Raw genomic sequence first — 24,176 nt, forward strand, 5'->3', positions numbered from 1 at the left:
CTACCTTGACGCTCCCTAGCCTCCAGGTTTAGCGAGGCCCTCATCACCCCCATCTGGGAGGGCCCCGCCAACATCCAGGCCCTGGACATGCTGGAGGCCATGGCCAAGAAGCAGGCCCACGAGCCCCTTTTGGACATGCTCCGCCAACATCCCGAGGCCCTGAAGTATGCGGAAAAGGCGTTGGCCAGGCTTGCAGAAGAAGGTACCTGGTATGCCAAGGAAGCGTTGCGGGTCCTGGCGGATGCCGTGGCGGTCTATGCGCTGGAGAAGGTGGCCCAGGATCCCTTCCCCGAGCTTTCCCACCTTTACGCTCGGCGCTTCCTGGAGGGAGAGGCCCTTCCCCTTAGCGCCCAAGCACCTGGGCTTTACGACCCTTGGTGGAGCCTCTCGTAAAGGGAAGCAAGGTCCTCGGGGCGGAAGCGGGCGGTGTAGCCCTTGGGAGGCAGGGGCTCCTCGTAAAAGAAAGCCGGAAGGCGGTCCTCCTCGTGGGTGAAGCCCGCCAGGTGGTTGAAGCGGTGCTCCAGGTGCAAAACCCTTTCTCCAAGCTCCTTCCAAAAAGGAGGGGTGAGGTGGGTGCCCAAGGCAGCGTTTACGCTTTCCACAATGAACTCCACCTGCTTGTTGGTGACGCTTCCCCCGAAGACGCAAAGGCCCAGGGCGTCGTTGGCGGCGGCGTTTACCTGGGCCTGGTAACTGGCCTCGAGGATCTCCTCCACGGGCATGGCCCGGGTTTCCAGGCGCGGGGCATTCCCCGCGGTGTGGTCCGCTCCCTGGGCGGTGATCATCATGGTGATCCCCGTGGCCTCCACCACCCTGGGATCGTAGGCGCTGATGGCCTGGCGCTTGATGACGGGAACCCGCTTAAGCCCAAGCGCCTCCCCCACCCGGGCCGTGCCTTGGGCCAGGAAGCGGGCCTCCTCACTTGGGGTGTAGAGGGCCTTGAGCCTGGCCTCCATGAAGGCATAGTCCCCGAAGTCCGCCTCTCCCTTTTCCATGAAAAGGGCCAAGGTGGCCCCGGTTTCTATGGTGTCCACCCCCAGGTCGTTGGCCAGGCGATTGAGGCGGGCGAGCTGGTCCGGATCGGTGAGGCCACAGTTGGTGCCCATAAGGCCGATGGTCTCGTACTCCAGGGGGGAGACCACCTCCTCTCCCTTTTCGTCCACGATGACGTTGGAGCACTGGATCACGCATCCAGGCATGCAGGCGTGGGTGTGTTTCCCTCCCCGGGCCTTGTTGAGGGGGGCGATATACTGTCCCCCCATGCGGAACTGCTCCGGCGGGACAAGCTGTCCCTGGCGGAAGTTCCTCACGGGAAGCCCGCCAAAGGCATTCTGGAAATCCGCCATGCCCATGGTGCCGATGGCGTTATAGAACTTCATGACCAAGGGGTCCTGGCGAAGAAGCTCCGCGTACCGGCGGATGGATTCGGTGACCTTGGGCTTATCCCAGACCTCCGCCTTCCCCGGCACCTCCACCACGATGGCCTTCACCCGTTTGGCCCCCATCACCGCCCCCACGCCCCCCCGGGCAGCCAAGCGGGAGGGCCTGCCGTCTATATCGGAAAAGGCGATGCCGGAAAGGAGGCCCAGATACTCCCCCACCGGCCCCAGGAGGGCGAAGGCGATCTTCCTGCCGTAGGCGGCAAAGAGCTTGGCCGCCGCCTCAAAGTTCCCGAGGCCGAGAAGGTCCTTAGCCGGGTCAAAGAAGACCTGGCCCTCCCGGGTGATGCGGAGGACCACCCAGTCGGAGCTTGCCCCCTCGAGGACCAGGTGGGAAAGCTTCATCTGGCCCAGGGCGTAACCGAAGGTGCCGCCCCCGTTGGCCTCCTTGATGCCCAGGGTCAGGGGACTTCGCGTACCCACGCTGGTGCGGTTGGCGTTGGAAAACCCCGTTCCCGCCAGGGGACCCACGGCGAACACCAGGGGGTTCTCCGGGGAAAGGGGATCCATGCGGTAGGCTTCCCGCTCCAGAAGAAGCCGCCCCGTGCGGTAGCGGCCGCCATAGGCCACCTCCTCGGGGGAAACCCCTTCCCACCGAACCTGCTTCCTCCCCAGATCAACCCCCAAGGACCGCCACATGGTTCTGATTCTACCCCTCCCCCCGCCGCACCTCCAGGCTCCGGAGCCGGTTCACCGCCGCTCCCAGCTCCAGAGGACGCACCTCCGCCACCTCAGGGGCCTCTTCCAGGGAAAAAAGATCCTCTATCCCTCCCGGCACCGCCTCCACCAGCTTCCGCAAGGGTGTCTTGCCGTCCGCCTGCCGCCAAAGCCGCTGGAACCATGCCCCCAAAGCCCGCACCTGGGCGTTTTCAAAGAGGTCCAGGGCGGATAGGTCCACCACCTCCTCCCCGTAGACCAGCTCCCTGAGGCCCCGACCCTTTACCCGGGCCTTCCTGCCCCGCCTGGGATCAAAGCTTTCGGGCAAGGGAGCCCGGGAAGCCACGGCAAGGGGATACCGGGACTCGCCAAAAGCCCGCCCCGTGGGGTGGGCTTGGGCGATGGCCTTGGCCTCCAGGGTGGCCTCCCTCGGCCGGTACTCCTCCAGTAGCAAGACCGTGTCCGCCAGGTCCAGGTAGTCCCCCACCCCGCCCACCACCAGGATCAGGCTGATCCCCCTGGCCTTAAAGTCCTGAACCCGGTCCAAAAGGGGGGTGAGGGTTTCCCGCTGCACCAGGGCCTGCATGCGGGCATCCCGCACCAGGAGGTTGGTGGCGGAGGTATCCTCGTCTAAGAGAAGCACCCGGGCACCCAGCTCCAGGGCCTCCAGGATGGCGGCCGCCAGGCTGGTGGACCCCGAGGCATCCTCCGTGGAGAAGAAAGAGGTGTCCTGGCCCAGGGGAAGGTCGTGCACGAAGGGCCTTAGGTCCACGCCCTTCACGCTTCGGCCATCCTCGGACTGGACCCTCTGGGCCAGGGCATGGGCCACCACCCACTCTCGCCCATCCCCGGGAATATGGGGATAGACCCCGTGAATCAAGGCCTCGAGGAGGGTGGTTTTCCCATGGAAGCCTCCGCCGGTGATGAGGGTGACGCCCTGAGGAAGACCCATCCCAACGACCTCGCCCTTGTGGGGTACGCGAAAGGAAACCCGCAAGGAAGGGGGGCTTTGGAAGGGAACCGCCCCCCTTAAGGGCTTCTGGCTTACCCCGCTTTCCCGGGGAAGGATGGCCCCATCCCCGACGAAGGCCACCAGGCCCCTTTGGGGAAGGCTCTCCTGAATGTAGGCGAAGTCCTCCACCTGCTGGACCTGGGACACCAGGGCCCTCCCATCCAGTTCCCACAGAAATCCCCGAAGGTGCTCCCCCAGGGCCCGGAAAAGCCTCTCCGCCTCCTTACCCAAAATCCTTCGGCCCGAGGCAGGAAGCCCCACCCGGAAGCGCAGGTAAAGCGCCTCCTGGCCAAGATGGGCCCCAGCCCGCCGCAACACCTTGGGGCTTTCCACCTCCACAAAGACCCTCCCCGAGTGCCCGCTCCCTCCGTAAAAGGGCAGGTGGCGGAACCGGGCCTTGAGGGCCCTGAGGAGGAAGTCCTCTACCGCCACCTTACCCGTAGGGTGGCGGTAGACCCGAAGTTTCTCCAGGGCCCTAGCCGGATAGCGCACCTCCACAACGCTTGGGGTGGCGAAGGGATCCCCCTGCACGTGGACAAAGCGCAGGTCAAACCCCTCACCCCTCCAGGTTCCCTTTAGATCCTTGTAAAAAGGGTAAGGCCTCCCCTCGAGGGAGGCCAGGAAAGTAAAAAGCTCCTCCAGCCGCCGCACCCTTCCAGGTTAGCCCAAAGCCTCCACCTCCACCTGCCTGAGGGCGCGGGAAAGGCGTTCCACACCTTCCAAGAACTCCTCCTCCTTTATGGTGAGGGGTGGAGCCACCACCAGGATGTTGTGCTTGGCCAGGAGGTAAACCCCCTCCTGCCACAAGGCCTTTTGCAGGGCCTGCATGGCAGGGCTAAAGGGAGCGTGCCAGGGGGAAAGGGGTTCCTTGGTGCCCCGGTCCCGAACCAGCTCCAAGGCGTAAAAGGCCCCAAGCCCCCGGACATCCCCCACCACGGGATGCCGGTCCTTTAGGGCCTTCAGGCTTTCCTGGAAGAAACCCTCCATGGCCAAAACCCGCTCGAAGAGGCCTTCCTCCCGGTAGGCTTCAAGGGAGGCCAGCCCCGCCGCCACCGCCAAGGGATGCCCGGCGTAGGTGTGACCTGTGGGCAAGGGGTTCTCGTCAAAGTAGCGGGCCAGGGTCTCCCGCACGAGCACCCCTCCTAAGGGCACGTAGGCGGAGGTGACCCCCTTGGCGAAGGTGATGAGGTCCGGGACCACGCCAAACCGCAGGGCGGCAAAGGCTGCCCCCAGGCGCCCGAAGCCGGTCATCACCTCGTCAAAGACCAGAAGGATGCCATGCCGGTCGCAAAGAGCCCGTACCCCCTCGAGGTACCCTTCCGGGTAGACGATGACGCCATTGGAGCCCACCACAGGCTCTAAGAAGATGGCCGCCACCCGCTTGGGATCCTCGTGGAGGAGAACCCTCTCCAGGTGGTCCAGAGCCCGGGCGGTTTCCTCCTTGGGGTCTTCCGTGTAAAAGGGGCTCCGGTAGGGATAGGGGGCGAAGAAGTGGACCACCCCGGGGGCATTGCCCGGCTCGGAGGGCCAGCGGCGGTTTTCCCCCGTAAGGCTGGCGGAGGCGTGGGTGGCCCCGTGGAAGGACCGGTAGGCGGCAAGGACCTTGAAGCGGCCGGTGAGGTGGCGCACGAACTTCAGGGCGTCCTCGTTGGCCTCGGTTCCCGAGGGGGTGAAAAAGACCCTGGCTCCTTCGGGCCAGGGGGAGAGGTCAGACAAGGCCTTGGCGAGAAGGGCCCGCTTATCGTGGAAAAGGCTAGGGGCTGCATAGGCCAAGATGGCCGCCTGCTCGGCAATGGCCCGCACCAGCCTAGGGTGGCCATGGCCCAGGTTCAAGGCCACCAGGCCGCTGGAAAGGTCCAGGTAGCGCCGCCCCTCCTCGTCGTACAGCCAGACCCCCTCACCCCGCACCACCAAGGGGGGGTTAAGGGGAGCCTGGGCCACCCAGGGGGTTAGGACGTGCTTCTTGTGGAGGGCTTTTAGGCTCATTTCCCCCTGAGTATACCGTGCCCCTTCATAAGCCCGTGGGCGGCCCAGGGAGGCTTGCGGCTATACCGATAATGGTTTATCATTACCTCATGCCACGGCTAGCCCTGTTGCTCCTCCTCCTCCTTTCCCAAGCCTGGGCCCAGGTGCAGGTGGCGGCCACCACCCCCCTCCTGGCCGACCTGGTGTCCCAGGTGGGGGGGAACCGGGTCAAGGTAGAAAGCGTGCTCCCCCCAGGGGCCGACCCACACACCTTTGAACCCACCCCCAGCACCGCCAAAAACCTGGCCCGAAGCCGCCTTCTCTTCGCCAATGGCCTGGGCCTCGAGGCCTTCTTGCCCAAGCTGGAACGCCTCCTCCCCCAAGGCGCCCGGGTAGTGAAGCTGGCGGAAGGGCAACCCGGCCTCATCTGCCAGGAGGAGCACCAAGAGGAAAACCCGGAAGAACGAGAGCACGCCCACGGCCCCTGCAACCCCCACCTGTGGCTGGACCCCACCTACGCCCTGCGTTATGCCGAGCACATCGCCCAGGAACTCTCCCAGCTGGACCCCAAAGGAAAGGCCATCTACCAGGCCAACCTAAAGCGCTTTAAGGCGGAGGTGGAAAGGCGTGATAAGGCCTTCCAAGCCTGCAACCTAAAGGGCCTCAAGGTGGTCACCCAGCACGATGCCTTCGCCTATTTTGCCCGCCGGTACGGCCTGCGGGTGGTGGGTAGCCTCACCGCCTCGGGGGTGCAGGAGGCGGGAACCCGGACCTTCCTCACGCTCCTGGAGCGAGCGCGCCGGGAGGGGGTAAAGCTGGTCCTGGCCGAACCCCAGTTCCAGGGAACCGCCCTCAAGGCCCTGGCTGAGGCCCTGGGAGCCCGCATCGTCGTCCTCTATACCGACACCCTGGACCGAAGGGTGCCCAGCTACCTGGCCCTTTTGGACCACAACCTCAAAGCCCTATGCCCATAATGGAGGCATGGGGTTTAAAGAAGTCTTCGGCACCCTGCCCGAGGCCAGCGCCCAGGCCCCGGGGCGGGTGAATCTCTTGGGGGAGCACACCGACTATCAGGAGGGTTACGTCCTTCCCACCCCCCTCCCCTACTTCACCCAGGTGGAGGCCGCCAAAGGGGAGGGCCGGGTAGAGGCCTACAGCGAGGCGCTCAGGGAGCTCAGGGCCCGGCCTTTGGAAAGCCCGGCCCAGGGGGACTTTCTGGACTACCTCCTGGGGGTGGTCTGGGCCCTGAGGGAGGCGGGGTACGGGGTTCCCGGGGCTCGCTTTTACGTGCGGAGCAGGGTCCCCATAGGGGCAGGGCTTTCCAGCTCGGCGGCCCTCGAGGTGGCGGCGCTAAAGGCCCTGCGCCTCCTCTACCACCTGCCCCTTTCCGACAAGGAAATCGCCCTTCTGGGCCAGAAGGCGGAGGTGGAGTACGTGGGGGTGCGCTGCGGCATCATGGACCAGATGGCCGCCAGCCTGGGCGAGGTGGGCAAGGCCCTTTTCCTGGACACCCGGACCCTGGAACACGAGAACCTACCCCTTCCTCCAAGGAGCCGGGTGGCCGTCCTAGACCTGGGCTTAAAGCGGCGCCTGGCCAGCGCCGGGTACAACGAAAGGCGCAAGGAAGCGGAGGAGGCAGCCAGGCGGCTTGGGGTGCGAAGCCTTAGGGACATCGGGGACCTTTGCCTGGTGGAGAGCCTTCCCTCCCCCTTGGACAAAAGGGCACGGCACATCGTGGGGGAGAACCTCCGGGTGCTAAGGGGGGTAGAAGCCCTACGAAGAGGGGATGCCCGGGCCTTCGGCGAACTCATGGTGCAAAGCCATCGCTCCCTCTCCCAAGACTATGGGGTAAGCCTCCCGGAACTGGACACCCTGGTGGAAGAAGCCTTGAGGGCCGGAGCCTACGGAGCCAAGCTCACGGGGGCGGGGTTCGGCGGGGCGGTGGTGGCCCTGGTGCCCGAAGACCGCATGGAAGGTTTCCAAAACCACCTCCTCTCCCGTTTTCCCCATCTCCGCCTCCTTTGACCCGCCTAGCCCCCTCGGCCAGGTAAGCTAAGGGCATGGAAAAGCCAAGCCTCCTCCCCCTCCTGGATGCCCGCCTTCCCCTAAGCGAGGAGAAGGGAGTTTCGCCTTCCCTTCGCCCTAGGGTATGGGAACCGGCTCCTCCCTCCCGAACCCATCCTGGAACTTGACCAGTATGAAGCGCTGGGAGGGTTGGTGTTCTTGCGGAGGGTCCTGAAAAACCTCCTGGCCCCGGAGGCCATCCTCGAGGCCGTGGAGGAGGCTGGGCTCCTGGGCCGGGGAGGAGCCGCCTTTCCCGCCCACATCAAAATGCGGGCCGTGGCCCGGGGGGAGCCCCCCAGGTATCTGGTGGTGAACGCCGACGAATCGGAACCGGGCAACTTCAAGGCCTGCCCTTCCTCATCGTCCAGGACATCCTGGAAAACGAGACCACCCCCTTTGCCCACGTGATCCTGCCGGCAGCCAGCTTCCTGGAGAAGGAGGGCACCTTCACCAACACCGACCGCCGGGTGCAACGGGTGCGGCAAATCCTAACCCCTCCGGGGGAGGCCAGACCCGACTGGTGGATTACCCAGGAATTGGGGAAGCGCCTAGCCCAGGCCTTAGGCCGGCCCTGGGTTCTCCAACTTCACCCCGCCCGCGGAAACCCCCTCCGAGGAATACCCCCTCACCCTCTCCACCGGCCGGGTCCTTTTCCACTGGCACGAGGGCACCCTAAGCCGCAACAGCCAGCTCAAGGAAGCCTATCCGGAGCTCAAGGTGGAAGTAAACCCCAAGGATGCCCAAAGGCTGGGCATCGGGGACGGGGAGATCATCCAGGTGGTGAGCCGCCGGGGCCGGATCCGGGCCCGGGCCTGGGTTACCGACCGCACCCCCGAAGGAGTGGTCTACGCTCCCTTCCACTTCGCCGAAGCCCCCGCCAACCGCCTCACCACGGACGCCCTGGATCCCTTCAGCCGCATCCCCGAGTACAAGGTGGCGGCGGTGCGCCTGGAGAAGCTGGACTGAGAACCTCCCTAAGCTTTCTCAAACGGTGGGGAAGGCGAAGCTCTCGTAACCCAGCTCCGCCACGGCAAACCAGCGGTACTGTTCGTTGCGGAAGGCCCAGTAAGCGGAATACACCTTGCGGTAGGTGGCGTCCTTGGCCGCCTGTTCCTCGTACAAGGCCCGGGCTTCCTCGAGAGCCTTCTTCATGATCTCCCCAGGCCAGCGGCGCAGGCGCACCCCCGCCTTGAGAAGGCGGTTCAGGGCCGGGGGGTTTTGCGCATCGTACTTGGCCATCATGGTGAGGTTGACCTCCGCCGCCGCCACCTGGAAAGCCTCCTGGAACTCCTTGGGAAGCCTCTGCCACTCTCTTTGGGAAACCAGGAAGGAAAGCTGGGCGCTGGGCTCCCAGAAGGAAGGGTAGTAATAGTAGCGGACCACCTTATAAAAGCCCAGCTTCTCGTCATCGTAGGGGCCGGCGAACTCGGTGGCGTCTATGGTCCCCCGTTCCAAGGAAGGATAGATATCCCCGGCGGCCAGGGTCTGGGGCACCACGCCTAACCGCCCCATCACCAGGCCTCCGAGGCCGGGGATCCGCATCCTGAGCCCTTTTAGGTCAGCCAGGGTCCGGATCTCGCGGCGGAACCAGCCGCCCATTTGGGCCCCGGTGTTTCCCCCAGGGAACTGCATCACCCCGAAGTCGGCATAGACCGCGCGCAGGAGGTCCAAACCACCCCCATACCGCATCCAGGCGTTGTGCTGCCGGTAGGTCATGCCAAAGGGCACGCCGCCGTCAAAGGCCAGGGTGGGGTTCTTCCCCACATAGAAGGGGCCATAGGTGTGGCCCGCCTCCACCGCGCCCTGCTGGACTGCATCCAGCACCTGGCCCCCCGGTACGATCTCCCCCGCCTGGTAGGCCCGGATCTGGAAGCGGTTGCCGGTGAGTTCCGCCACCCGCTTGGCCAAATCCTCGGCACCGCCATAGAGGGTATCCAGGCTCCGGGGATAGCTGGACACCAGCCGCCAGCGCACCTGCGGAGCGGCCTGGGCAAAGGCCCTGTAGGAAAGGCTTGCCGCCAAACCCACCCCTACCCCTTTGAGAAACTGCCTCCGCCTCATATCTTCCTCCTTTTCGCGTATAAGTATACACCAGCCCGCCCCAGGCTATTCAGGCCGTCCGAAGGCCCATTACCCTTCTTCCCGGGCCAACAGCCGGTCCACCTGGGCCAACAGGGTCTGGGTTTCAAAGGGCTTGCCCAGGAAGGCTTGGGCCCCCGCCTCGAGGGCCTCCCGCCGGCTTTTCTCGGAAACGCTGGCGGAAAGGGCCAGAATGGGCGTGGAAAGGCCCAAGGCCCGCATCCTCTGGATCACCTCGAGGCGGGGGAAGAAGCCAGGGGCAGGCGGATGTGGCTGATGCCCTCCGTCCAGTACACGTCTTTTCCCCGCACCGTGAGGTAGCCCCCCAGGTAATCCTTGCCCTCCTCCCCCTTCACCAGGGCCACGGTCACCCGGAAGAAACCGAATCGCTCCGAAAGAGCCTGGGCCAAGGTTTCCAGCACGGCAGCGGGCTCCAGGGCCTTGACCACCTCCCGGGCCAAGGCGCTCACGTGGGATAGGGCCTCCGCGTGACGGGAAAGCTCCGCCAAAGCCCGGTTTCGCTCCCAAAGGAGTTCGCCATTTTTCAAGGCCAAGGCCGTGAGCTGGGCCGGAAGGGGCAGAAGAGGCCCCAGGGCCTGGGGAACTCCCTCCAGGCTCAACACCCCCTTGGGCGAAAAGTAAGCGCAGCTAGGACAGACCAGGAAGCGGGTCTCCCGAGTGGCCCGGGGGCGGACCGTGCAGCGGGCCTCGGGATCGGCCCAGCAGTACGAGGCCTCCTCCCCCACCACCGGCAAAAGCCATTCTTCTCCCCGCCGCACGGGACCTTCGGCGAAAAAGGCCTCCTGCACATGCCCTTTTGCGTATAGGGGGAGGGCGATGGCGGAAACCGTGTAGTGGCGGCCCCGACCCGAGGCCACCTCCCCCACCAGCTCCCGGGTTTCCCGGTGGTAGAGGAAGAGGGCTGCCCGCTCTACTCCTTCGTCCGTGGCCACCTCGAGGAGGTTCCGGAGTATTTGCACAGGCTCCAGGTCTTTCAATAAGGCTCGCTGAAAACGTCCAAGGATCTCCAATTGGCCCGAGGTTCTCATCTGCCTTCAATGGTAGCATTGAGGCGGGGTTGCAAGGGGGTGGGCAAAATCTTAGACTGGGTCAAAGAGTGGGCCCTAGGCCCCACCCCCGGCAGGCCGCCAAGGAGGAGGTTATGCCCATAGACTTCAGCCTCACCGAGGAACAACGCCAGCTCCAGGCCCTGGCCCGGCGCTTCGCCAAGGAGGTCATCCTCCCCGTGGCCCAGGAATACGACGAGAAGGAAGAGGTGCCTTGGCCGGTCATAGAAAAGCTCCACGAGGTGGGCCTCCTGAACGCCATCATCCCCGAGGAGTACGGGGGGATGGGCCTCAAGATGCTGGACGAGGTCATCGTGGGGGAAGAACTGGCCTACGCCTGCATGGGCATCTATACCATCCCCATGGCCAGCGATTTGGGGATCACTCCCGTGCTTCTAGCCGGCAATGAGGAACAAAAGCGCCGCTTCCTCAAGCCCCTTACCGAGAAACCCGCCCTGGCCGCCTTCGCCCTCAGCGAGCCGGGAAACGGCTCGGATGCCGCCGCCCTCAAGACCCGGGCGGTGCGCCAGGGGGATTACTACATCCTTAACGGCACCAAGATGTGGATCTCCAACGGGGGCGAGGCCGAGTGGGTGGTGGTCTTCGCCACCTTGAACCCCGAGCTACGCCACAAGGGGGTGGTGGCCCTGGTGGTGGAAAAGGGCACCCCGGGCTTCAGCGCCGTGAAGATCCACGGGAAGATGGGGCAAAGGGCCTCGGGAACCTACGAGCTGGTGTTTGAGGAGGTCAAGGTACCCGTGCAAAACCGCCTGGGGGAGGAAGGAGAAGGGTTCAAGATCGCCATGAACACCCTCAACAAAACCCGCATCCCCGTGGCGGCGGGAAGCGTGGGGGTGGCGCGAAGGGCCCTGGACGAGGCCAAAAAGTACGCCAAGGAACGGGAAGCCTTCGGCCAGCCCATCGCGAGCTTCCAGGCCATCCAGTTCAAGCTGGCGGACATGATGATCGGCATAGAAACCGCCCGCATGTACACCTACTACGCCGCCTGGCTCGCCGATCAGGGCCTGCCCCATGCCCACGCCAGCGCCATCGCCAAGGCCTATGCCTCGGAAATCGCCTTTGAAGCCGCCAACCAGGCCATCCAAATCCACGGGGGCTACGGGTACGTGCGGGAGTTCCCGGTGGAGAAGCTCTTGAGGGACGTGAAGCTCAACCAGATCTACGAGGGCACCAACGAGATCCAAAGGCTCATCATCGCCAGGCATCTCCTGGCGGAATAGGAGGTAAGGGATGAAGTTCGTGGCGGTCATCAGGCAGGTACCGGACGGGGAAAGCAGGCTGAGGATCCAGGGGGATCGGGTGGATCTTTCCGGGGCCACCCTGATCCTGGACCAGATGGACGAGTACGGGGTGGAGGAAGCCCTTCGCCTAAAGGAGAAGCACGGGGGCGAGGCCATCGTGGTGGGCTTCGGCCCCGAGCGCACCGAGGAAGCCATCCGCACCGCCTTGGCCATGGGGATGGACCGGGGCATCCACGTGGTTTACGAGGGGTATGCCGATCCCGTGACCGTGGCCGAGGCCCTGGCCCCCATCCTGAAGGAGGAATCCCCTACCCTCATCCTCACGGGCGGGCAACAGGCGGACTGGGATAGCCAGGCCCTGGGCGGGGCTCTGGCGGAAGCCCTGGGCGTGCCGGTGGTGGCCTGGACTACGGCCCTCGAGCTGGAAGGGGAAACCGCCAGGGCCAAGCACGACCTGGACGAGGGCGCGGAGTGGGTACGGGTGCGGCTTCCTGCGGTCTTCACCACGCAACAAGGCCTGAACGAACCCCGCTACCCCACCCTACCCGGCATCATGAAGGCCAAGAAGAAGGAGATCAAAAAGGTGACCTTTCAGGGCGCAAGCCGGGTGGAAATCCTCCAGGAGAGCATCCAGGAGAAGACCCGGCTTCAGAAGATCCTGGACGGCAAGGATCCTGTGGCGGCGGCCGAGGAGCTGGTGCGGCTTCTGCACGAGGAAGCCAAGGTGATCTGAGGAGGCATCCATGATCCTGGTGGTTCTGGACCACGATGGAAACAAGTTGAGGAAGGCGAGCCTCGAGGCCCTGACCCGGGCCCGGAAGCTGGCCGAGACCTTTGGAGAAGGGGTGGCCGGGGTGCTTTTGGCGGAGGGCCAAGCCCCCGTGGAAGAGGCCCGAGGCTACGTGGAAACCCTTTACGTGGCGGAGCTTGGTCCCTACACCGCCGAGAAGTGGGCGGCGGGGATCCTGGAAGCCGCCAAGGCCGGGGTAAAGGCCATCGTCGCCCCATCCTCCCGGCAAAGCCGCACCTACATGGGCCGGGTGGCCTATGCCTTAAGGGCCGGGCTCCTGGAGGACACCCTGGAGTCCTGGGCGGAAGGAGGCGAGGTCTACGCCACCCGCTACGCCTACCTGAACCGGGTGACCCAGAAGGTGAAGAGCGCACCCCCCGTGGTCCTCACAGTGAAGCCCAACACCACCCCCCTGGCCGAGCCCTTGGGCCAGCCGGGGGAGGTGGTAGCCCTGAACGTACCCCCCGTGCCCACGGTGGAGGTGTTGGAAAGGCTACAGGAGGAGAAAAAGGGCGTCTCCCTCACCGAAGCCGACATCGTGGTCACCGGAGGCCGGGGCATGGGTGGCCCCGAGGCCTTCAGGCTGGTGGAGGAGCTTGCCGCCCTTCTGGGCGGGGCTGTGGGAGCCACCCGGGCGGTGGTGGATGCCGGCTGGCGTCCCTATAGCGAACAGGTGGGCCAGACGGGGAAGACCGTGCAACCTTCCCTGTACATTGCCCTGGGAGTTTCCGGGGCGGTCCAGCACCTGGCGGGGATGAACAAGAGCAAGTACATCGTGGCGGTGAACAAGGACCCCGAGGCTCCCATCTTCAAGCACGCCGACTACGGCATCGTGGGGGATGTGCACCAGGTGCTTCCCGCCTTGATCCAGGCGGTCAAGAAGCTTAAGGACTAGCTACGGCGGGTAGCAAAGGGCGGGCAGGGATTTCCCTGCCCGCCCGGAGCTTTAGTCCATCCCTACTCCTTCTTGGGCGGAGCTCCTTCGTTCTCCATACGGGAGGCCTCGTGGTTCTCCTGCCCCGATGATCCCTGCCCCTCGGCCCCTTCCTTGCCCCGGTTGCCGCGAAGAAGCTGCAACAGGAAGAAAAGGAGCACCGCCGCCACCACCACGCCCACCGCATAGGGCCAGGCGGGGGCGCTTGGGGCCTTTGGCACCTCGGGGAGGGAAAGAGGTGGGGACGGAGCGTTGAAGACCTCCTGCTCCAGCTTGCCCACCCGATCGCCCAAGGCCTTCAGGGCTTGCTCCTGGGCCTGCACCCGGCTCTCCAAGGCGGCCACCTGGCCCTCGAGGGCCCGGAGGCGGGCATAGCCCTGGTAGCCAGCCCATACCACAAGAAGTGCCACCACCAGCAACAGGACCAGGCTTAACCAGCGCTTCATTCCACTCACCTCCTCTGCCGGGCCCCCTTACCGTGAAAGCAAACCCGGCTTCTTAGTATATCATGCGGCCAGTATGGCCGATAACGCCAAGCTTATCCTGGATGAGCTACTGGCTGAGTTGGAGGAAAGGCGGAAAAGAATCCTTCTCGGCGGGGGAGAGGAACGCATCCGCAAGCAGCACCAGCAGGGGAAGCTCACCGCCCGGGAGCGCATAGACTACCTGCTGGACCCCGGGAGTTTCGTGGAGCTCATGCCCTTCGCCGAGCACCTGGAAACCGGCCTCATGGAGGGGGTTGAGGCTCCGGCGGACGGGGTGGTGACCGGCTACGGCACCATCGGGGGCCGGCTGGTCTTCGTCTTCAGCCAGGACTTCACCGTCCTGGGCGGCTCCTTAGGCAAGATGCATGGGCGCAAGATCGCAAGCCTCATGGACCTGGCGGCCAAGGTGGGGGCTCCCATCATCGGCCTTAACGACTCCGCCGGGGCCCGCATCCAGGAGGGGGTGGATAGCCTCTCCGGGTACGGGGAGGTCTTCTACCGCAACGCCATCTACTCCGGGGTGGTGCCCCAGATCTCCGCCATCCTGGGGCCCTGCGCCGGAGGAGCGGTCTACAGCCCCGCCATGACCGACTTCATCCTCATGAGCCGGGGGACCAGCTACATGTTCATCACCGGCCCCGAGGTGATCAAGAGCGTGACCCGGGAGGAGGTGAGCTTTGAGGAGCTGGGCGGGGCGGACGTGCACATGGAGAAAAGCGGGGTGGCCCACCTCGAGGGCCAAAACGACCAGGAGGTCCTGGACCTCATCAAGAAGCTTCTCACGTACCTGCCCCAAAACAGCCGGGAAAAGCCCCCGGTGGTGGAACCCAAGGACGATCCCCTCCGCCCCACCCCGGAGATCCTGGACATCGTCCATCCCGATGCCAAAAGGCCTTACAACATGCACCAGGTGATCAGGACCCTCCTGGACGACGGGGAATTTTTGGAAATCCAGCCCGGCTTCGCCAGGAACATCATCGTGGGCTTGGGCCGGCTGGGCGGTTACCCCGTGGGGGTGGTGGCCAACAACCCCCGCTTCATGGCCGGGGCCTTGGACATCAATGCTTCCGACAAGGCCGCCCGTTTCATCCGCACCATGGATGCCTTCAACATCCCCATCCTCACCCTGGTGGATGTCACCGGGTTCCTGCCCGGGGTGGCCCAGGAGCATGGGGGCATCATCCGCCACGGGGCCAAGATGCTTTTCGCCTACGCCGAGGCCACGGTGCCCAAGATCACCCTCATCGCCCGCAAGGCCTACGGCGGGGCCTACCTGGCCATGAACTCCAAGGACATGGGGGCGGACGTGGTCCTGGCCTGGCCCACGGCGGCGGTGGCGGTGATGGGGGCCGAGGGGGCCGCCAACATCATCTACCGGCGGGAAATCCAGTCCTCCCCCAACCCCGAGGAAACCCGCCGCCGCAAGATCGAGGAGTACCGCCGGGCCTTTGACAACCCCTGGGTGGCCGCCGGCCGAGGTTACATTGACGATGTCATAGACCCCACCCACACCCGCCGCATCCTCTACCAGCACCTGAGGATGCTCTGGGACAAGAAAGAGGAACGCCCCTTCAAGAAGCACGACAACATACCCCTTTAGGGTGCATGGCCTAAAATGGGACTAGACCATGGTCTGGGTCTGGCTTGACCCGCCCAATAACCCCCGCCCTAGGGCGGGGGTTATGCTTATAAGCCGATGGATCTTTTCTCGTGGGATGCCTTTAAACAGGAACTCACCGCCTGCACCCGCTGCCCACGGCTGGTGGCCCACCGGGAAGAGGTGGGGCGGAAAAAGCGCCGCGCCTTTCAGGATTGGACCTACTGGGCCAGGCCCGTCCCCGGTTTCGGGGACCCCCAGGCACGCCTGGTTCTCTTCGGCCTGGCCCCCGGGGCCCATGGTTCCAACCGCACGGGCCGGCCCTTCACCGGGGATGCCTCCGGAGCCTTCCTCTACCCCCTCCTCTACCAGGCGGGCCTCTCCAGCAATCCGGAAAGCGAGCCCCACGACGACCTAAGGCTCTACGGAACCTACCTCACCGCCGCCGTGCGGTGCGCTCCCCCGGAGAACAAGCCCACCCGGGAAGAACTCCTGGCCTGTAGCGCCTGGACCCGGGTGGAGCTTGGGCTCCTTCGGGAGGCCAGGGTCTACCTGGCCTTGGGCCGCATCGCCCTCGAGGCCCTTCTGGACCACTTCGGCATGAAGAAGTCCGCCCATCCCTTTTTCCACGGGGCCCACTACCTCCTGCCGGATGGCCGCCACCTCCTGGCCAGCTACCACGTTTCCCGACAGAACACCCAGACGGGCAGGCTCACCCGGGAGATGTTCCTGGAAATCCTGCTAAAGGCTAAAGGCCTCGCCGGCCTTTAAGCCAGGCGGTAAGCTGCGGGTAGGAGAGCACGTTGAGCACGCGCTCGGGCCCTATCCAGGCCCTCTGCGCTGTGCCCACCGCAAGCTCCATGAAGCGCAGGTGCTCCACCTGGTGGGCATCGGTGGAAAGGCTGATCCATAGGCCCATCCCGTAGGCCATGCGGGCCAGATCATCCGGGAGGTCCATGCGGTCGTAATACCCATCGATCTCCACCGCCACGCCCCGTTCCATGGCCTTTTTAAACACCGCCTCCCAATCCACCTCAACGGGCGCCCGCCTCCCGATGAGCCGGGCCGTGGGGTGGGCCAGCACGTGCACGAAGGGGTTTTCCAGGGCGCGCAGGATCCTTTTGGTCTGCTCGGCCTTGGAAAGCTTAAAGCTTGAGTGGATGGAGATGAGCACCAGGTCCAGCTCCCGCAAAACCCAGTCCGGGTAGTCCAGGGAGCCATCGGGCCGGATGTCCACCTCGGCCCCCGCCAGCAGGTAGGGAGGACCATGGGTTTCGTTGAAGCGGCGGATGGCCTCTATCCGCTTCAGAGCCTCCTCTGGGGAAGGGCCTCCCGCCACCCGCACCGCCGGGGAGTGGTCGGTGACCCCCAGGTACTCATAACCGAGGGACTTGGCCGCCTGCCAGAGCTCCTCGAGGCTATTCTGCCCGTCGGAGTACGTGGAGTGGACCTGCAAGTCTCCCCTCACCTGGGAAAGCTCGAGAAGCCTGGGAAGCCTTCCCTCCAAGGCTGCCTCGATCTCCCCGTGATCCTCCCGCAAGGCAGGGGGAATGAAGGGTAGCCCCAGGGCCTCGTACACCCCTTCCTCCGTCTCCCCTGCCAGGCGCTCTCCGCCCCTAAAAACCCCGTACTCAGAAAGCTTCAAACCCTTTTCCTGGGCCAGGCTCCGAAGCCGGATGGAGTGCTCCTTGCTCCCCGTGAGGTACTGGAGCCCGGAGCCCCAACTCTCGGGCGGCACCACCCTCAGGTCCACCTGGAGGCCGTTTTTCAAAAACACCGTGGCCCGCTCCTTGCCCTGGGCGTACACCTCCTTCACCTGGGGAAGCTTCACGAACGCCCTCACCACCTCCTCGCTTCTTTCGCTGGCCACCAGGTAGTCCAGGTCCCCCACCGTGTCCTTATACCGCCGGGCGGACCCGCAAAGCTCCGCCCTCTCCACCCCGGGCAGCTCCCGGATGGCAGCGAGGAGGTTCCTCGCCAAGGAAAGCACCGCCCCCAAGGGCCTTCGCTTGCCCGCCACCTGCACCAGGGCCAAGCCCTCCCGGATGCGCTCCGCCTTCTTCTGGCCAAAGCCCTTCAGGCGAAGGAGATCGCCCCTATCCAGGGCTTCCCTTAGTTTTTCCAGGGAGTCGATGCCTAGCTCGTCGTAGAGCTGCCGGGCGGTCTTGGGCCCCACCCCGGGCACCTCCATCACCGCCAAAACCCCCTTTGGCACCCGCTCCGCAAGCTCCCGGTGTTTTTTAATCTCCCCGGTTTTGAGAAACTCCAAGATCTTTTCCGCCAGATCGGGCCCGATCCCGGGAAGGGCCAGCAGGGCTTCCCTTCCTCCCTTGGCCACCTCCTCAATGGGGGTATCCAGGTCGTACAGGGTGCGAGCCGCCTGGTAGTAGGCCCGGACCCTAAAGGGGTTGTCCCCCAAAAACTCGCTCATGAGCCCGATCTCCTCAAAGAGGCGGGCCAGCTCCTGGTTCCTCATGCCCTCACTATACGGGTATACTGGGCCTGCCCATGCCCCCACCGGACCGGTTCCGCAAGGCGGTGTTGGAGATGCTGAAACAGGAGGGCCGGCCCCTTCACTATACCGAGGTGGGCCGCCGCCTGAAGGAAGCAGGGCTCTGGGCCGAGGTGAAGGAGCCGGAAAAGATCGCCAAGATCCGGCTTTCCGCCTTGGCCCGCTGGTCCAGAAGCCCGGTGGTGGCCCTGGGAAAGGGGTTTTACGCCCTCAGGGAAGAAGGCGGTACGACCCCAGAACCTTGAGGTAGTTGGCCCTTTCCAGGGCAGCGGGTTCCGCCACCTTAAGGTAGCTCATCACCCCCCGCATCTCCTCCACGCTTGCGTACTCCCTTTCCTCCATAAAGGCCTTGAGCTCCTCCAGCACGGTGCGGAAGTGCCCGGGCCCCTTTTCCAGGACGGCCGAGGTCATCATCACCACCTGGGCCCCGGCCAGAAGCCCCTTGGCCGCCTCCTTCCCTGAATGCACACCCCCCGTCAAAGCCAGCTCCAGGCCGACCCGGCCGTAGAGGAGGGCGATCCAGTGGATGCGCAAAAGGGCCTCATAGGGGCGGGAAAGGGTCAGCGTGGGCACCACGGAAAGGGTTTCCAGATCCAGGTCCGGCTGGTAAAAGCGGTTGAAAAGGACCAAGGCCTTGGCCCCCGTGGCCTCCACCCGCTTGGCGAAGTGGGCAAAGGCGCTGAAGGCATGCCCCACCTTCACCGCCACCGGGATCCGCACGCTTTCCGCCACCGCCTGGATGGTTTCCAGGTACATGGCCTCCACCTCGGCCCCGGAAAGGGCCGGGTCGGTGGGAATGTAGTAGAGGTTAAGCTCTATAGCGTCGGCCCCTGCCTCCTCCAGAAGCTTGGCGTACTCCACCCAGCCTCCCCGGCTGATGCCGTTCAAGCTGGCGATGAGGGGGATGGAAACCCGTTCCTTGGCCCGGGCAAGAAGGTCCAGGTGGCGCTCAGGGGTCAGGCGGTACTCGTGGGCCCGGGGAAAGTAGGAAAGGGCCTCGGCGTAGCTTTCGTGGCCGTAGTGCAGGTAGTGGTCCAGCATCTCCTCCTCGAGGGTCACCTGCTCCTCAAAGAGGGAGTGCATCACGATGGCCGCCGCACCCCCGTCCTCCAGGCGGAGAAACCCGTCCAGCCGCTCCGTAAGGGGTGAGGCCGAGGCCACCAAAGGGTGCTCCAGCTTCAATCCCATGTAGGTGGTGCTGAGGTCCATACCCTCCTCCTTCATCTTTTTCCCCTAGAAGGGAATGCGCGCCCTTAGCTTGGCACAACCCCCTTGGCTGCCATGCGGGAAAGCCTTTCCCACCTTTCCCGCACCGCCTCCTCCGCCAGCCTTAAGAAGGCCTCGGCCCCCTCGGGGTGGGTCTGGAGGAGAAGCCGGTAGCGGTTTTCCACATAGAGGTATTCCCTAAGGGGCAGCGTCGGGGGCTTGGAGTCCAGGGTGAGCCCCTGGCCAGGGATGTAGCGGAAGAGGGGCCAGTACCCCGTGCGCTCCGCCAGCCTCTGGTGCTCCATTCCCTTGGCCATGTCGATGCCGTGGGCGATGCAGTGGCTGTAGGCGATGATGAGGGCCGGGCCCTTATGGGCCTCCGCCTCGAGGAAGGCCTTCAGGGTATGGGCGTCGCTGGCCCCCATGGCCACCTGGGCCACGTAGACATGCCCGTAGCTCATGGCCATGAAGGCCAAGTCCTTCTTGGGGGTGGGCTTGCCTGCTGCGGCGAACTTGGCCACCGCCCCCAGGCCCGTGGCCTTGGAGGCCTGCCCCCCTGTGTTGGAGTAGACCTCAGTATCCAGGACCAACACCTTCACGTTGGCCCCGCTGGCCAGCACGTGGTCCAGGCCCCCGTAGCCGATATCGTAGGCCCAGCCATCCCCCCCCACGATCCAGACGGAATGGGGGATCAGGGCATCCGCCACCGCCAGGAGGTCCCTAGCCCTGGGATCGTCCAGGCCCTTTAGCCTTTCCCGCAAGAGGGCCACGTCCCGCCGCCTCTTTTCCACTCCCTCGGGCCCCTCCTCGGAAAGTAGCCTCTCCAAAAGCTCCTGGCCCAGGATGCCTTGGAAAGCCCTTAGAAGCTCCCTGGCGTATTCCGCCTTCTTGTCCAAGGCCAGGCGCATGCCCAGGCCAAACTCGGCGTTGTCCTCAAAGAGGGAGTTGGCCCAGGCCGGGCCCCGGCCCTCCTTGTTCTTGCTCCAGGGGGTGGTGGGCAGGTTGCCCCCGTAGATGGAGCTACACCCGGTGGCGTTGGCCACGATGAGGCGGTCGCCGAAAAGCTGGGAAAGAAGCCTTAGGTAAGGGGTTTCCCCACATCCCGCACAGGCCCCCGGGAACTCAAAAAGGGGCTCTAGAAGCTGCACGTCCTTGACGGTGTGGAGCTTAAGCCCAGACCTGGGAGTTTCCGGCAAGGAGAGGAAGAAATCCCAGTGGCGGTTCATGGCCTCCCGCACCTCGAGGCGGGGGGCCAGGTTCAAGGCCTTGCGGCTCGGGTTGTGCTTATCCTTGGCGGGGCAAACCTCCACGCAAAGGGAGCAACCCGTGCAGTCGTCGGGGCTGATGGCCAGGGTAAACTCCCCGGAAAGCTCCTTCCACATGGCCTTCCGGTGGGGAAATCCCTCGGGTGCCTGGGCCAGGGCCTCCTCGGGCACCACCTTGGCCCGGATCACCGCATGGGGGCAGACCAAGACGCACTTGCCGCACTGCACGCACACCCCGGGATCCCAGGTGGGCACAAACTCGGCGATGCCCCGTTTCTCATAACGGGCGGTACCCGTGGGATAGGTGCCGTCGGGGGGGAAGGCGGAAACCGGCAGGGAATCCCCTCGCCCCAGGGCGATGGGGCCCAGCACCTCCCGCACAAAGGTCGGCGGGTGGTCCACCATAGGGGGCACCCGTTCCTTTTCCGAGGTGATCCTTCCGGGAATGGGCAGGGGCTCCACCGCCTCAAAACCCAGCTCCACCGCCTGGAAGTTCCTTTCCAGCACCGATCGGCCCCGCTTGCCGTAGCTTTTCTCTATGCCCTTCTTGATGCGGGCCTTGGCCTCCTCCTCGGGCAACACCCCAGAGAGCTTGAAGAAGGCCGCCTGCATGATCACGTTGATCCGCCCGGGAAGACCCACCTTTCGTGCCAGCTCGTAGGCGTTAACCACATAGACCCTAAGCTTCTTCCTGAGGATCTCTTCCTGAACGGGCCTCGGCAACCGGTCCCACACCTCCTCCCGGGGATAGGGGCTATTGATGAGCACCGCGGCCCCTTCTTCGGCCACCTCCAGCATGGGCAGGCGTTCCAGGAAACTCCACTGGTGGATGCCCACGAAGCTGGCCTTCTGGATGAGGTACGGCTTGTCCAAAGGGTTGGGACCAAAGCGCAGGTGGCTCACCGTGCGGGAGCCTGACTTCTTGGAGTCGTAGACGAAGTACCCCTGGGCGTAAAGGGGGGTTTCCTCCCCGATGATCTTGATGGTGTTCTTGTTGGCGCTCACGGTGCCATCGGCCCCCAGGGCGAAGAAGACCGCCCGCACCGAGGCCGGATCCTCAAAGTCCACCTGTGGGTAGGAAAGGCTTGTGCCCGTCACATCGTCCACGATGCCCACGGTGAAGCCGTGGCGGGGCCGGTCCTTTTTGAGCTCCTCGTATACCCCCAAGGCCATGGCCGGGGTGAACTCCTTGGAAGAGAGGCCGTACCGCCCCCCCACCAGCAGCGGTACCTCCCCGCCCCTAAGGGCAAAGGCCGCCGCCACCTCCTGGAAGAGGGGTTCCCCCACGGCCCCCGGCTCCTTGCCCCGGTCCAAGACCGCCACCTTGCGCACCGTTTTGGGGAAGGCGGCAAGAAAACCCTCCGCGTGGAAGGGCCGGTACAGGCGTACCCGCACCATCCCCACCCTTTCCCCTCGCTTTAGGAGGTGTTCCACCGCCTCCTCCACCGCCAAGGAGCCCGAGCCCATCACCACCACCACCCGCTCGGCCTCTTGGTGCCCAAAGTACTCGTAGGGGGCATAGCGGCGCCCGGTGACCTGGGAGAAGTGCTCCATAACCTCGGCCACCACCTCGGGTAGCCGCAGGTAGTAGGGGTTGATGGCCTCCCGGTTTTGGAAGTAATGGTCGGGGTTTTGCGCGGTACCGCGGATCACCGGGGCCTCGGGGGTCAGGGCACGCCGCCGATAGGCCTCGAGGGCCCCGAAGGGAAAGAGGGCCTTAAGCTCCCGGTCGGAAAGGGGCACGATCTTCTGCACCTCGTGGGAGGTGCGGAAGCCATCCATGGCGTGAAGCACGGGCAGGCTTGCCTTCAGGGCGGTGATGTGGGCGATGCCCGCCAAGTCCTGGGCCGCCTGCACGGAGTCCGACACCAAGATCGCCCACCCGGTGGGCCGCACCGCATAGAGGTCCTGATGATCCCCGAAGATGGACAGGGCATGGGTGGCCAAAGCCCGGGCCGCCACATGGATGACCCCGGGCAGGGCCTGGCCGGCGATCTTGTACATGTCGGGGATCATGAGCAGGAGGCCCTGGCTGGCGGTGAAGGTGGTGGCCAGCACACCCTCCTGGAGGGCTCCGTGCAGGGCCCCCGCCGCCCCGCCCTCGGACTGCATCTCCACCACCTTGGGTACAAGCCCCAATAGGTTGGGCTCCCCCTTGGCCGCCCACTCGTCGCAAAGCTCGGCCATGGGGCTTGAGGGCGTGATGGGGTAAATGGCCACCACCTCGCTCAGGCGGTAGGCCACCCGAGCCACCGCCTCGTTGCCGTCCACGGTGATGGGACGCATAGGACTCACCTCTCCTCCACCATAGTGGGCCCGGTGGGTGAGAAATGTCCCCCCTTGGCGGTGCGGGGTGTAGGCTAAGGGCATGGCAGCGTGGCGCTACCCCTTGGCCTTGCTCCTGGTGGGGATAGCTTTCGCCTGGGAGGCTTACCGGCCACTTTTCCTTCTGCTGGCCGCCCTCGTCCTCCTCTTGGGCCGGCCCAAAACCTGCCCCCGGCCTTGACGAAAGTCCTTCCAGAGGGAAGACTTGAGGGCGTGGGCACGCTTCAGGAGAATCTAGAAAAGCTGGCCGCACTGGCCATCCGGGTGGGGCTCAACCTGCAACCGGGGCAGGAAATCATCGCCACCGCCCCCATCGAGGCCGTGGACTTCGTCCGCCTCCTGGCGGAAAAAGCCTACGGGCAGGGGGCAAGCCTCTTTACCGTGATCTACGGGGATAACCAGCTTTCCCGTAAGCGCCTCTCCCTGGCCCCAGAGGAGGGGCTGGACAGGGCTCCCGCTTGGCTTTACGAGGGCATGGCCAAGGCTTTTCGCGAAGGCGCTGCCCGGCTTGCGGTTTCCGGGAATGACCCCAAGGCCTTAGAAGGCCTTCCCCCTGAGCGCATCGGACGGGCCCAGCAGGCCCAGAGCCGAGCCTACAAGCCGGCCCTCGAGGCCATCACCGAGTTCGTCACCAACTGGACCATCGTCCCCTTCGCCCACCCCGGCTGGGCCAAGGCGGTCTTCCCCGGGCTTCCGGTGGAAGAGGCGGTGGACCGGCTTTGGCAAGCCATCTTCCAGGCTACCCGGGTGGATACCCCGGATCCCGTGGCCGCCTGGGAGGCCCATAACCGCAGCCTGCACCAGAAGGTGGCCTACCTCAACGAAAGGCGCTTTTCCGCCCTTCACTTCCAAGGCCCAGGGACCGACCTGGTGGTGGGCCTGGCGGAAGGCCACCTCTGGCAAGGAGGGGCCACGCCCACCAAGAAGGGACTGCTTTGCAACCCCAACCTGCCCACGGAGGAGGTCTTCACCGCCCCCCATCGGGAACGGGTGGAAGGGGTGGTTAGGGCAAGCCGCCCCCTGGCCCTTGCGGGCCAGCTGGTGGAGGGCATCTGGGCCCGGTTTGAGAAGGGGTATGCGGTGGAGGTGGGGGCAAAGAAGGGGGAGGAAGTCCTCCTTAAGGTCCTCTCCACCGACGAGGGAGCCCGCAGGCTGGGAGAGGTGGCCCTGGTACCCGCCGACAACCCCATCGCCCGAACGGGTTTGGTCTTCTACGACACCCTTTTTGACGAAAACGCCGCCAGCCACATCGCCTTTGGCCAGGCCTATGCGGAGAACCTGGAGGGCCGCCCTACGGGGGAGGAGTTCCGGAAGCGCGGGGCCAACGAAAGCCTGGTGCACATCGACTGGATGATCGGCTCTATGGAGATGCAGGTGGATGGGATTTTGCAGGATGGTACCCGCGTGCCCCTCATGCGCGAGGGGCTTTGGGTGATCTGAAAGCTGGGAGTTTCCTAGAGGATCCCGCCGTGGAAATCCCACTGGCGGGATCTAGGCTTCGGGTGGCGAGTTAGTGC

21 protein-coding genes and 2 pseudogenes are annotated in these 24,176 nt (G+C 64.9%); 13 read left to right on the plus strand and 10 right to left on the minus strand.

What is annotated here, in order from left to right:
• Positions 1 to 99: 99 nt before the first annotated feature.
• Positions 100 to 393, plus strand: a complete 294-nt coding sequence (locus tag MI302_RS06435) for a hypothetical protein (protein ID WP_366724881.1) — start codon at positions 100 to 102, stop codon at positions 391 to 393.
• Here the strand turns inward: MI302_RS06435 and MI302_RS06440 are convergent.
• The 3 genes from MI302_RS06440 to MI302_RS06450 are packed head-to-tail and all read right to left on the minus strand — an operon-like array spanning position 366 to position 5,094.
• Complete coding sequence (locus tag MI302_RS06440) at positions 366 to 2,078, minus strand: aldehyde ferredoxin oxidoreductase C-terminal domain-containing protein (RefSeq protein ID WP_239725253.1); 1,713 nt, start codon at positions 2,076 to 2,078, stop codon at positions 366 to 368. The genes MI302_RS06435 and MI302_RS06440 overlap by 28 nt on opposite strands.
• Positions 2,079 to 2,088: 10 nt before the next feature.
• Complete coding sequence (locus MI302_RS06445; RefSeq protein ID WP_019550222.1) at positions 2,089 to 3,759, minus strand: ABC-ATPase domain-containing protein; 1,671 nt, start codon at positions 3,757 to 3,759, stop codon at positions 2,089 to 2,091.
• A gap of 9 nt (positions 3,760 to 3,768) precedes the next feature.
• Positions 3,769 to 5,094 (minus strand): aminotransferase class III-fold pyridoxal phosphate-dependent enzyme, encoded by a 1,326-nt coding sequence (locus tag MI302_RS06450; protein WP_126170884.1) that lies wholly within the window; start codon positions 5,092 to 5,094, stop codon positions 3,769 to 3,771.
• A gap of 89 nt (positions 5,095 to 5,183) precedes the next feature.
• On the opposite strand from MI302_RS06450, the gene MI302_RS06455 reads away from it, so the two are divergent.
• The 4 genes and pseudogenes from MI302_RS06455 to MI302_RS12250 all read left to right on the plus strand — a co-directional run.
• The gene (locus MI302_RS06455) at positions 5,184 to 6,047 is read left to right on the plus strand and encodes a metal ABC transporter substrate-binding protein (protein WP_239725254.1); all 864 of its coding nucleotides are present in this window, start codon (positions 5,184 to 5,186) and stop codon (positions 6,045 to 6,047) included.
• A 7-nt stretch (positions 6,048 to 6,054) separates the two neighbouring features.
• On the plus strand, positions 6,055 to 7,098 hold the full coding sequence (gene galK, locus MI302_RS06460; RefSeq protein ID WP_019550219.1) for a galactokinase: 1,044 nt from the start codon (positions 6,055 to 6,057) through the stop codon (positions 7,096 to 7,098).
• A 306-nt stretch (positions 7,099 to 7,404) separates the two neighbouring features.
• Positions 7,405 to 7,545: a hypothetical protein gene (locus tag MI302_RS12245; protein WP_279164795.1), complete on the plus strand. Its 141-nt coding sequence runs from the start codon at positions 7,405 to 7,407 to the stop codon at positions 7,543 to 7,545.
• A pseudogene (locus MI302_RS12250) lies at positions 7,491 to 8,103 on the plus strand (molybdopterin oxidoreductase family protein); the annotation flags it as partial. The gene MI302_RS12245 and the pseudogene MI302_RS12250, both read left to right, overlap by 55 nt.
• 18 nt (positions 8,104 to 8,121) lie before the next feature.
• Here the strand turns inward: MI302_RS12250 and MI302_RS06480 are convergent.
• From MI302_RS06480 to MI302_RS06490, 3 genes and pseudogenes are all read right to left on the minus strand, one after another.
• A complete protein-coding gene (locus tag MI302_RS06480; RefSeq protein WP_239725255.1) occupies positions 8,122 to 9,198 on the minus strand; it encodes a TRAP transporter substrate-binding protein in 1,077 nt (358 codons plus the stop codon).
• A gap of 69 nt (positions 9,199 to 9,267) precedes the next feature.
• A complete protein-coding gene (locus MI302_RS06485) occupies positions 9,268 to 9,438 on the minus strand; it encodes a response regulator (protein WP_015717193.1) in 171 nt (56 codons plus the stop codon).
• Between the two features lie 20 nt (positions 9,439 to 9,458).
• Positions 9,459 to 10,265, minus strand: a pseudogene (locus MI302_RS06490) (PAS domain-containing sensor histidine kinase); the annotation flags it as partial.
• 113 nt (positions 10,266 to 10,378) lie between these two features.
• Here MI302_RS06490 and MI302_RS06495 point away from each other — a divergent pair.
• From MI302_RS06495 to MI302_RS06505, 3 genes are read left to right on the plus strand one after another with little or no spacing between them, the layout of a single operon-like run.
• On the plus strand, positions 10,379 to 11,524 hold the full coding sequence (locus MI302_RS06495; protein WP_026328918.1) for an acyl-CoA dehydrogenase family protein: 1,146 nt from the start codon (positions 10,379 to 10,381) through the stop codon (positions 11,522 to 11,524).
• 10 nt (positions 11,525 to 11,534) lie between these two features.
• Positions 11,535 to 12,278 (plus strand): electron transfer flavoprotein subunit beta/FixA family protein, encoded by a 744-nt coding sequence (locus tag MI302_RS06500; protein WP_038069329.1) that lies wholly within the window; start codon positions 11,535 to 11,537, stop codon positions 12,276 to 12,278.
• A 10-nt stretch (positions 12,279 to 12,288) separates the two neighbouring features.
• Complete coding sequence (locus MI302_RS06505) at positions 12,289 to 13,230, plus strand: electron transfer flavoprotein subunit alpha/FixB family protein (protein WP_126164888.1); 942 nt, start codon at positions 12,289 to 12,291, stop codon at positions 13,228 to 13,230.
• 62 nt (positions 13,231 to 13,292) lie between these two features.
• On the opposite strand, the gene MI302_RS06510 is transcribed toward MI302_RS06505, so the two are convergent.
• Entirely contained in the window at positions 13,293 to 13,715 is a 423-nt protein-coding gene (locus MI302_RS06510; protein WP_038069332.1) for a hypothetical protein, read from the minus strand.
• A gap of 73 nt (positions 13,716 to 13,788) precedes the next feature.
• On the opposite strand from MI302_RS06510, the gene MI302_RS06515 reads away from it, so the two are divergent.
• Both MI302_RS06515 and MI302_RS06520 read left to right on the plus strand, forming a co-directional pair.
• Complete coding sequence (locus MI302_RS06515; protein WP_015717199.1) at positions 13,789 to 15,354, plus strand: acyl-CoA carboxylase subunit beta; 1,566 nt, start codon at positions 13,789 to 13,791, stop codon at positions 15,352 to 15,354.
• A 96-nt stretch (positions 15,355 to 15,450) separates the two neighbouring features.
• Positions 15,451 to 16,122, plus strand: a complete 672-nt coding sequence (locus MI302_RS06520; RefSeq protein WP_015717200.1) for a type-5 uracil-DNA glycosylase — start codon at positions 15,451 to 15,453, stop codon at positions 16,120 to 16,122.
• On the opposite strand, the gene polX is transcribed toward MI302_RS06520, so the two are convergent.
• On the minus strand, positions 16,100 to 17,827 hold the full coding sequence (polX, locus tag MI302_RS06525) for a DNA polymerase/3'-5' exonuclease PolX (RefSeq protein ID WP_015717201.1): 1,728 nt from the start codon (positions 17,825 to 17,827) through the stop codon (positions 16,100 to 16,102). The two genes, MI302_RS06520 and polX, sit on opposite strands and share 23 nt — an antisense overlap.
• Positions 17,828 to 17,859: 32 nt before the next feature.
• On the opposite strand from polX, the gene MI302_RS06530 reads away from it, so the two are divergent.
• On the plus strand, positions 17,860 to 18,108 hold the full coding sequence (locus MI302_RS06530; RefSeq protein ID WP_038069339.1) for a hypothetical protein: 249 nt from the start codon (positions 17,860 to 17,862) through the stop codon (positions 18,106 to 18,108).
• Here the strand turns inward: MI302_RS06530 and MI302_RS06535 are convergent.
• Both MI302_RS06535 and nifJ read right to left on the minus strand, forming a co-directional pair.
• Positions 18,074 to 19,072 (minus strand): dihydroorotate dehydrogenase-like protein, encoded by a 999-nt coding sequence (locus MI302_RS06535; RefSeq protein WP_239725256.1) that lies wholly within the window; start codon positions 19,070 to 19,072, stop codon positions 18,074 to 18,076. The genes MI302_RS06530 and MI302_RS06535 overlap by 35 nt on opposite strands.
• 44 nt (positions 19,073 to 19,116) lie before the next feature.
• Positions 19,117 to 22,620 carry a pyruvate:ferredoxin (flavodoxin) oxidoreductase gene (gene nifJ / locus MI302_RS06540; RefSeq protein WP_239725257.1) on the minus strand — a complete coding sequence of 1,168 codons (3,504 nt, stop codon included), beginning with the start codon at positions 22,618 to 22,620 and terminating at the stop codon, positions 19,117 to 19,119.
• 82 nt (positions 22,621 to 22,702) lie between these two features.
• Between nifJ and MI302_RS06545 the strand changes: the two genes are divergently transcribed.
• Positions 22,703 to 22,840 carry a hypothetical protein gene (locus MI302_RS06545; RefSeq protein WP_019550208.1) on the plus strand — a complete coding sequence of 46 codons (138 nt, stop codon included), beginning with the start codon at positions 22,703 to 22,705 and terminating at the stop codon, positions 22,838 to 22,840.
• 32 nt (positions 22,841 to 22,872) lie between these two features.
• A complete protein-coding gene (locus MI302_RS06550) occupies positions 22,873 to 24,099 on the plus strand; it encodes an aminopeptidase (protein ID WP_026328917.1) in 1,227 nt (408 codons plus the stop codon).
• Positions 24,100 to 24,176: the final 77 nt, after the last annotated feature.

Origin of the sequence: Thermus sp. NEB1569, assembly GCF_022385295.1 — a bacterium.
Lineage (GTDB): Bacteria > Deinococcota > Deinococci > Deinococcales > Thermaceae > Thermus > Thermus scotoductus.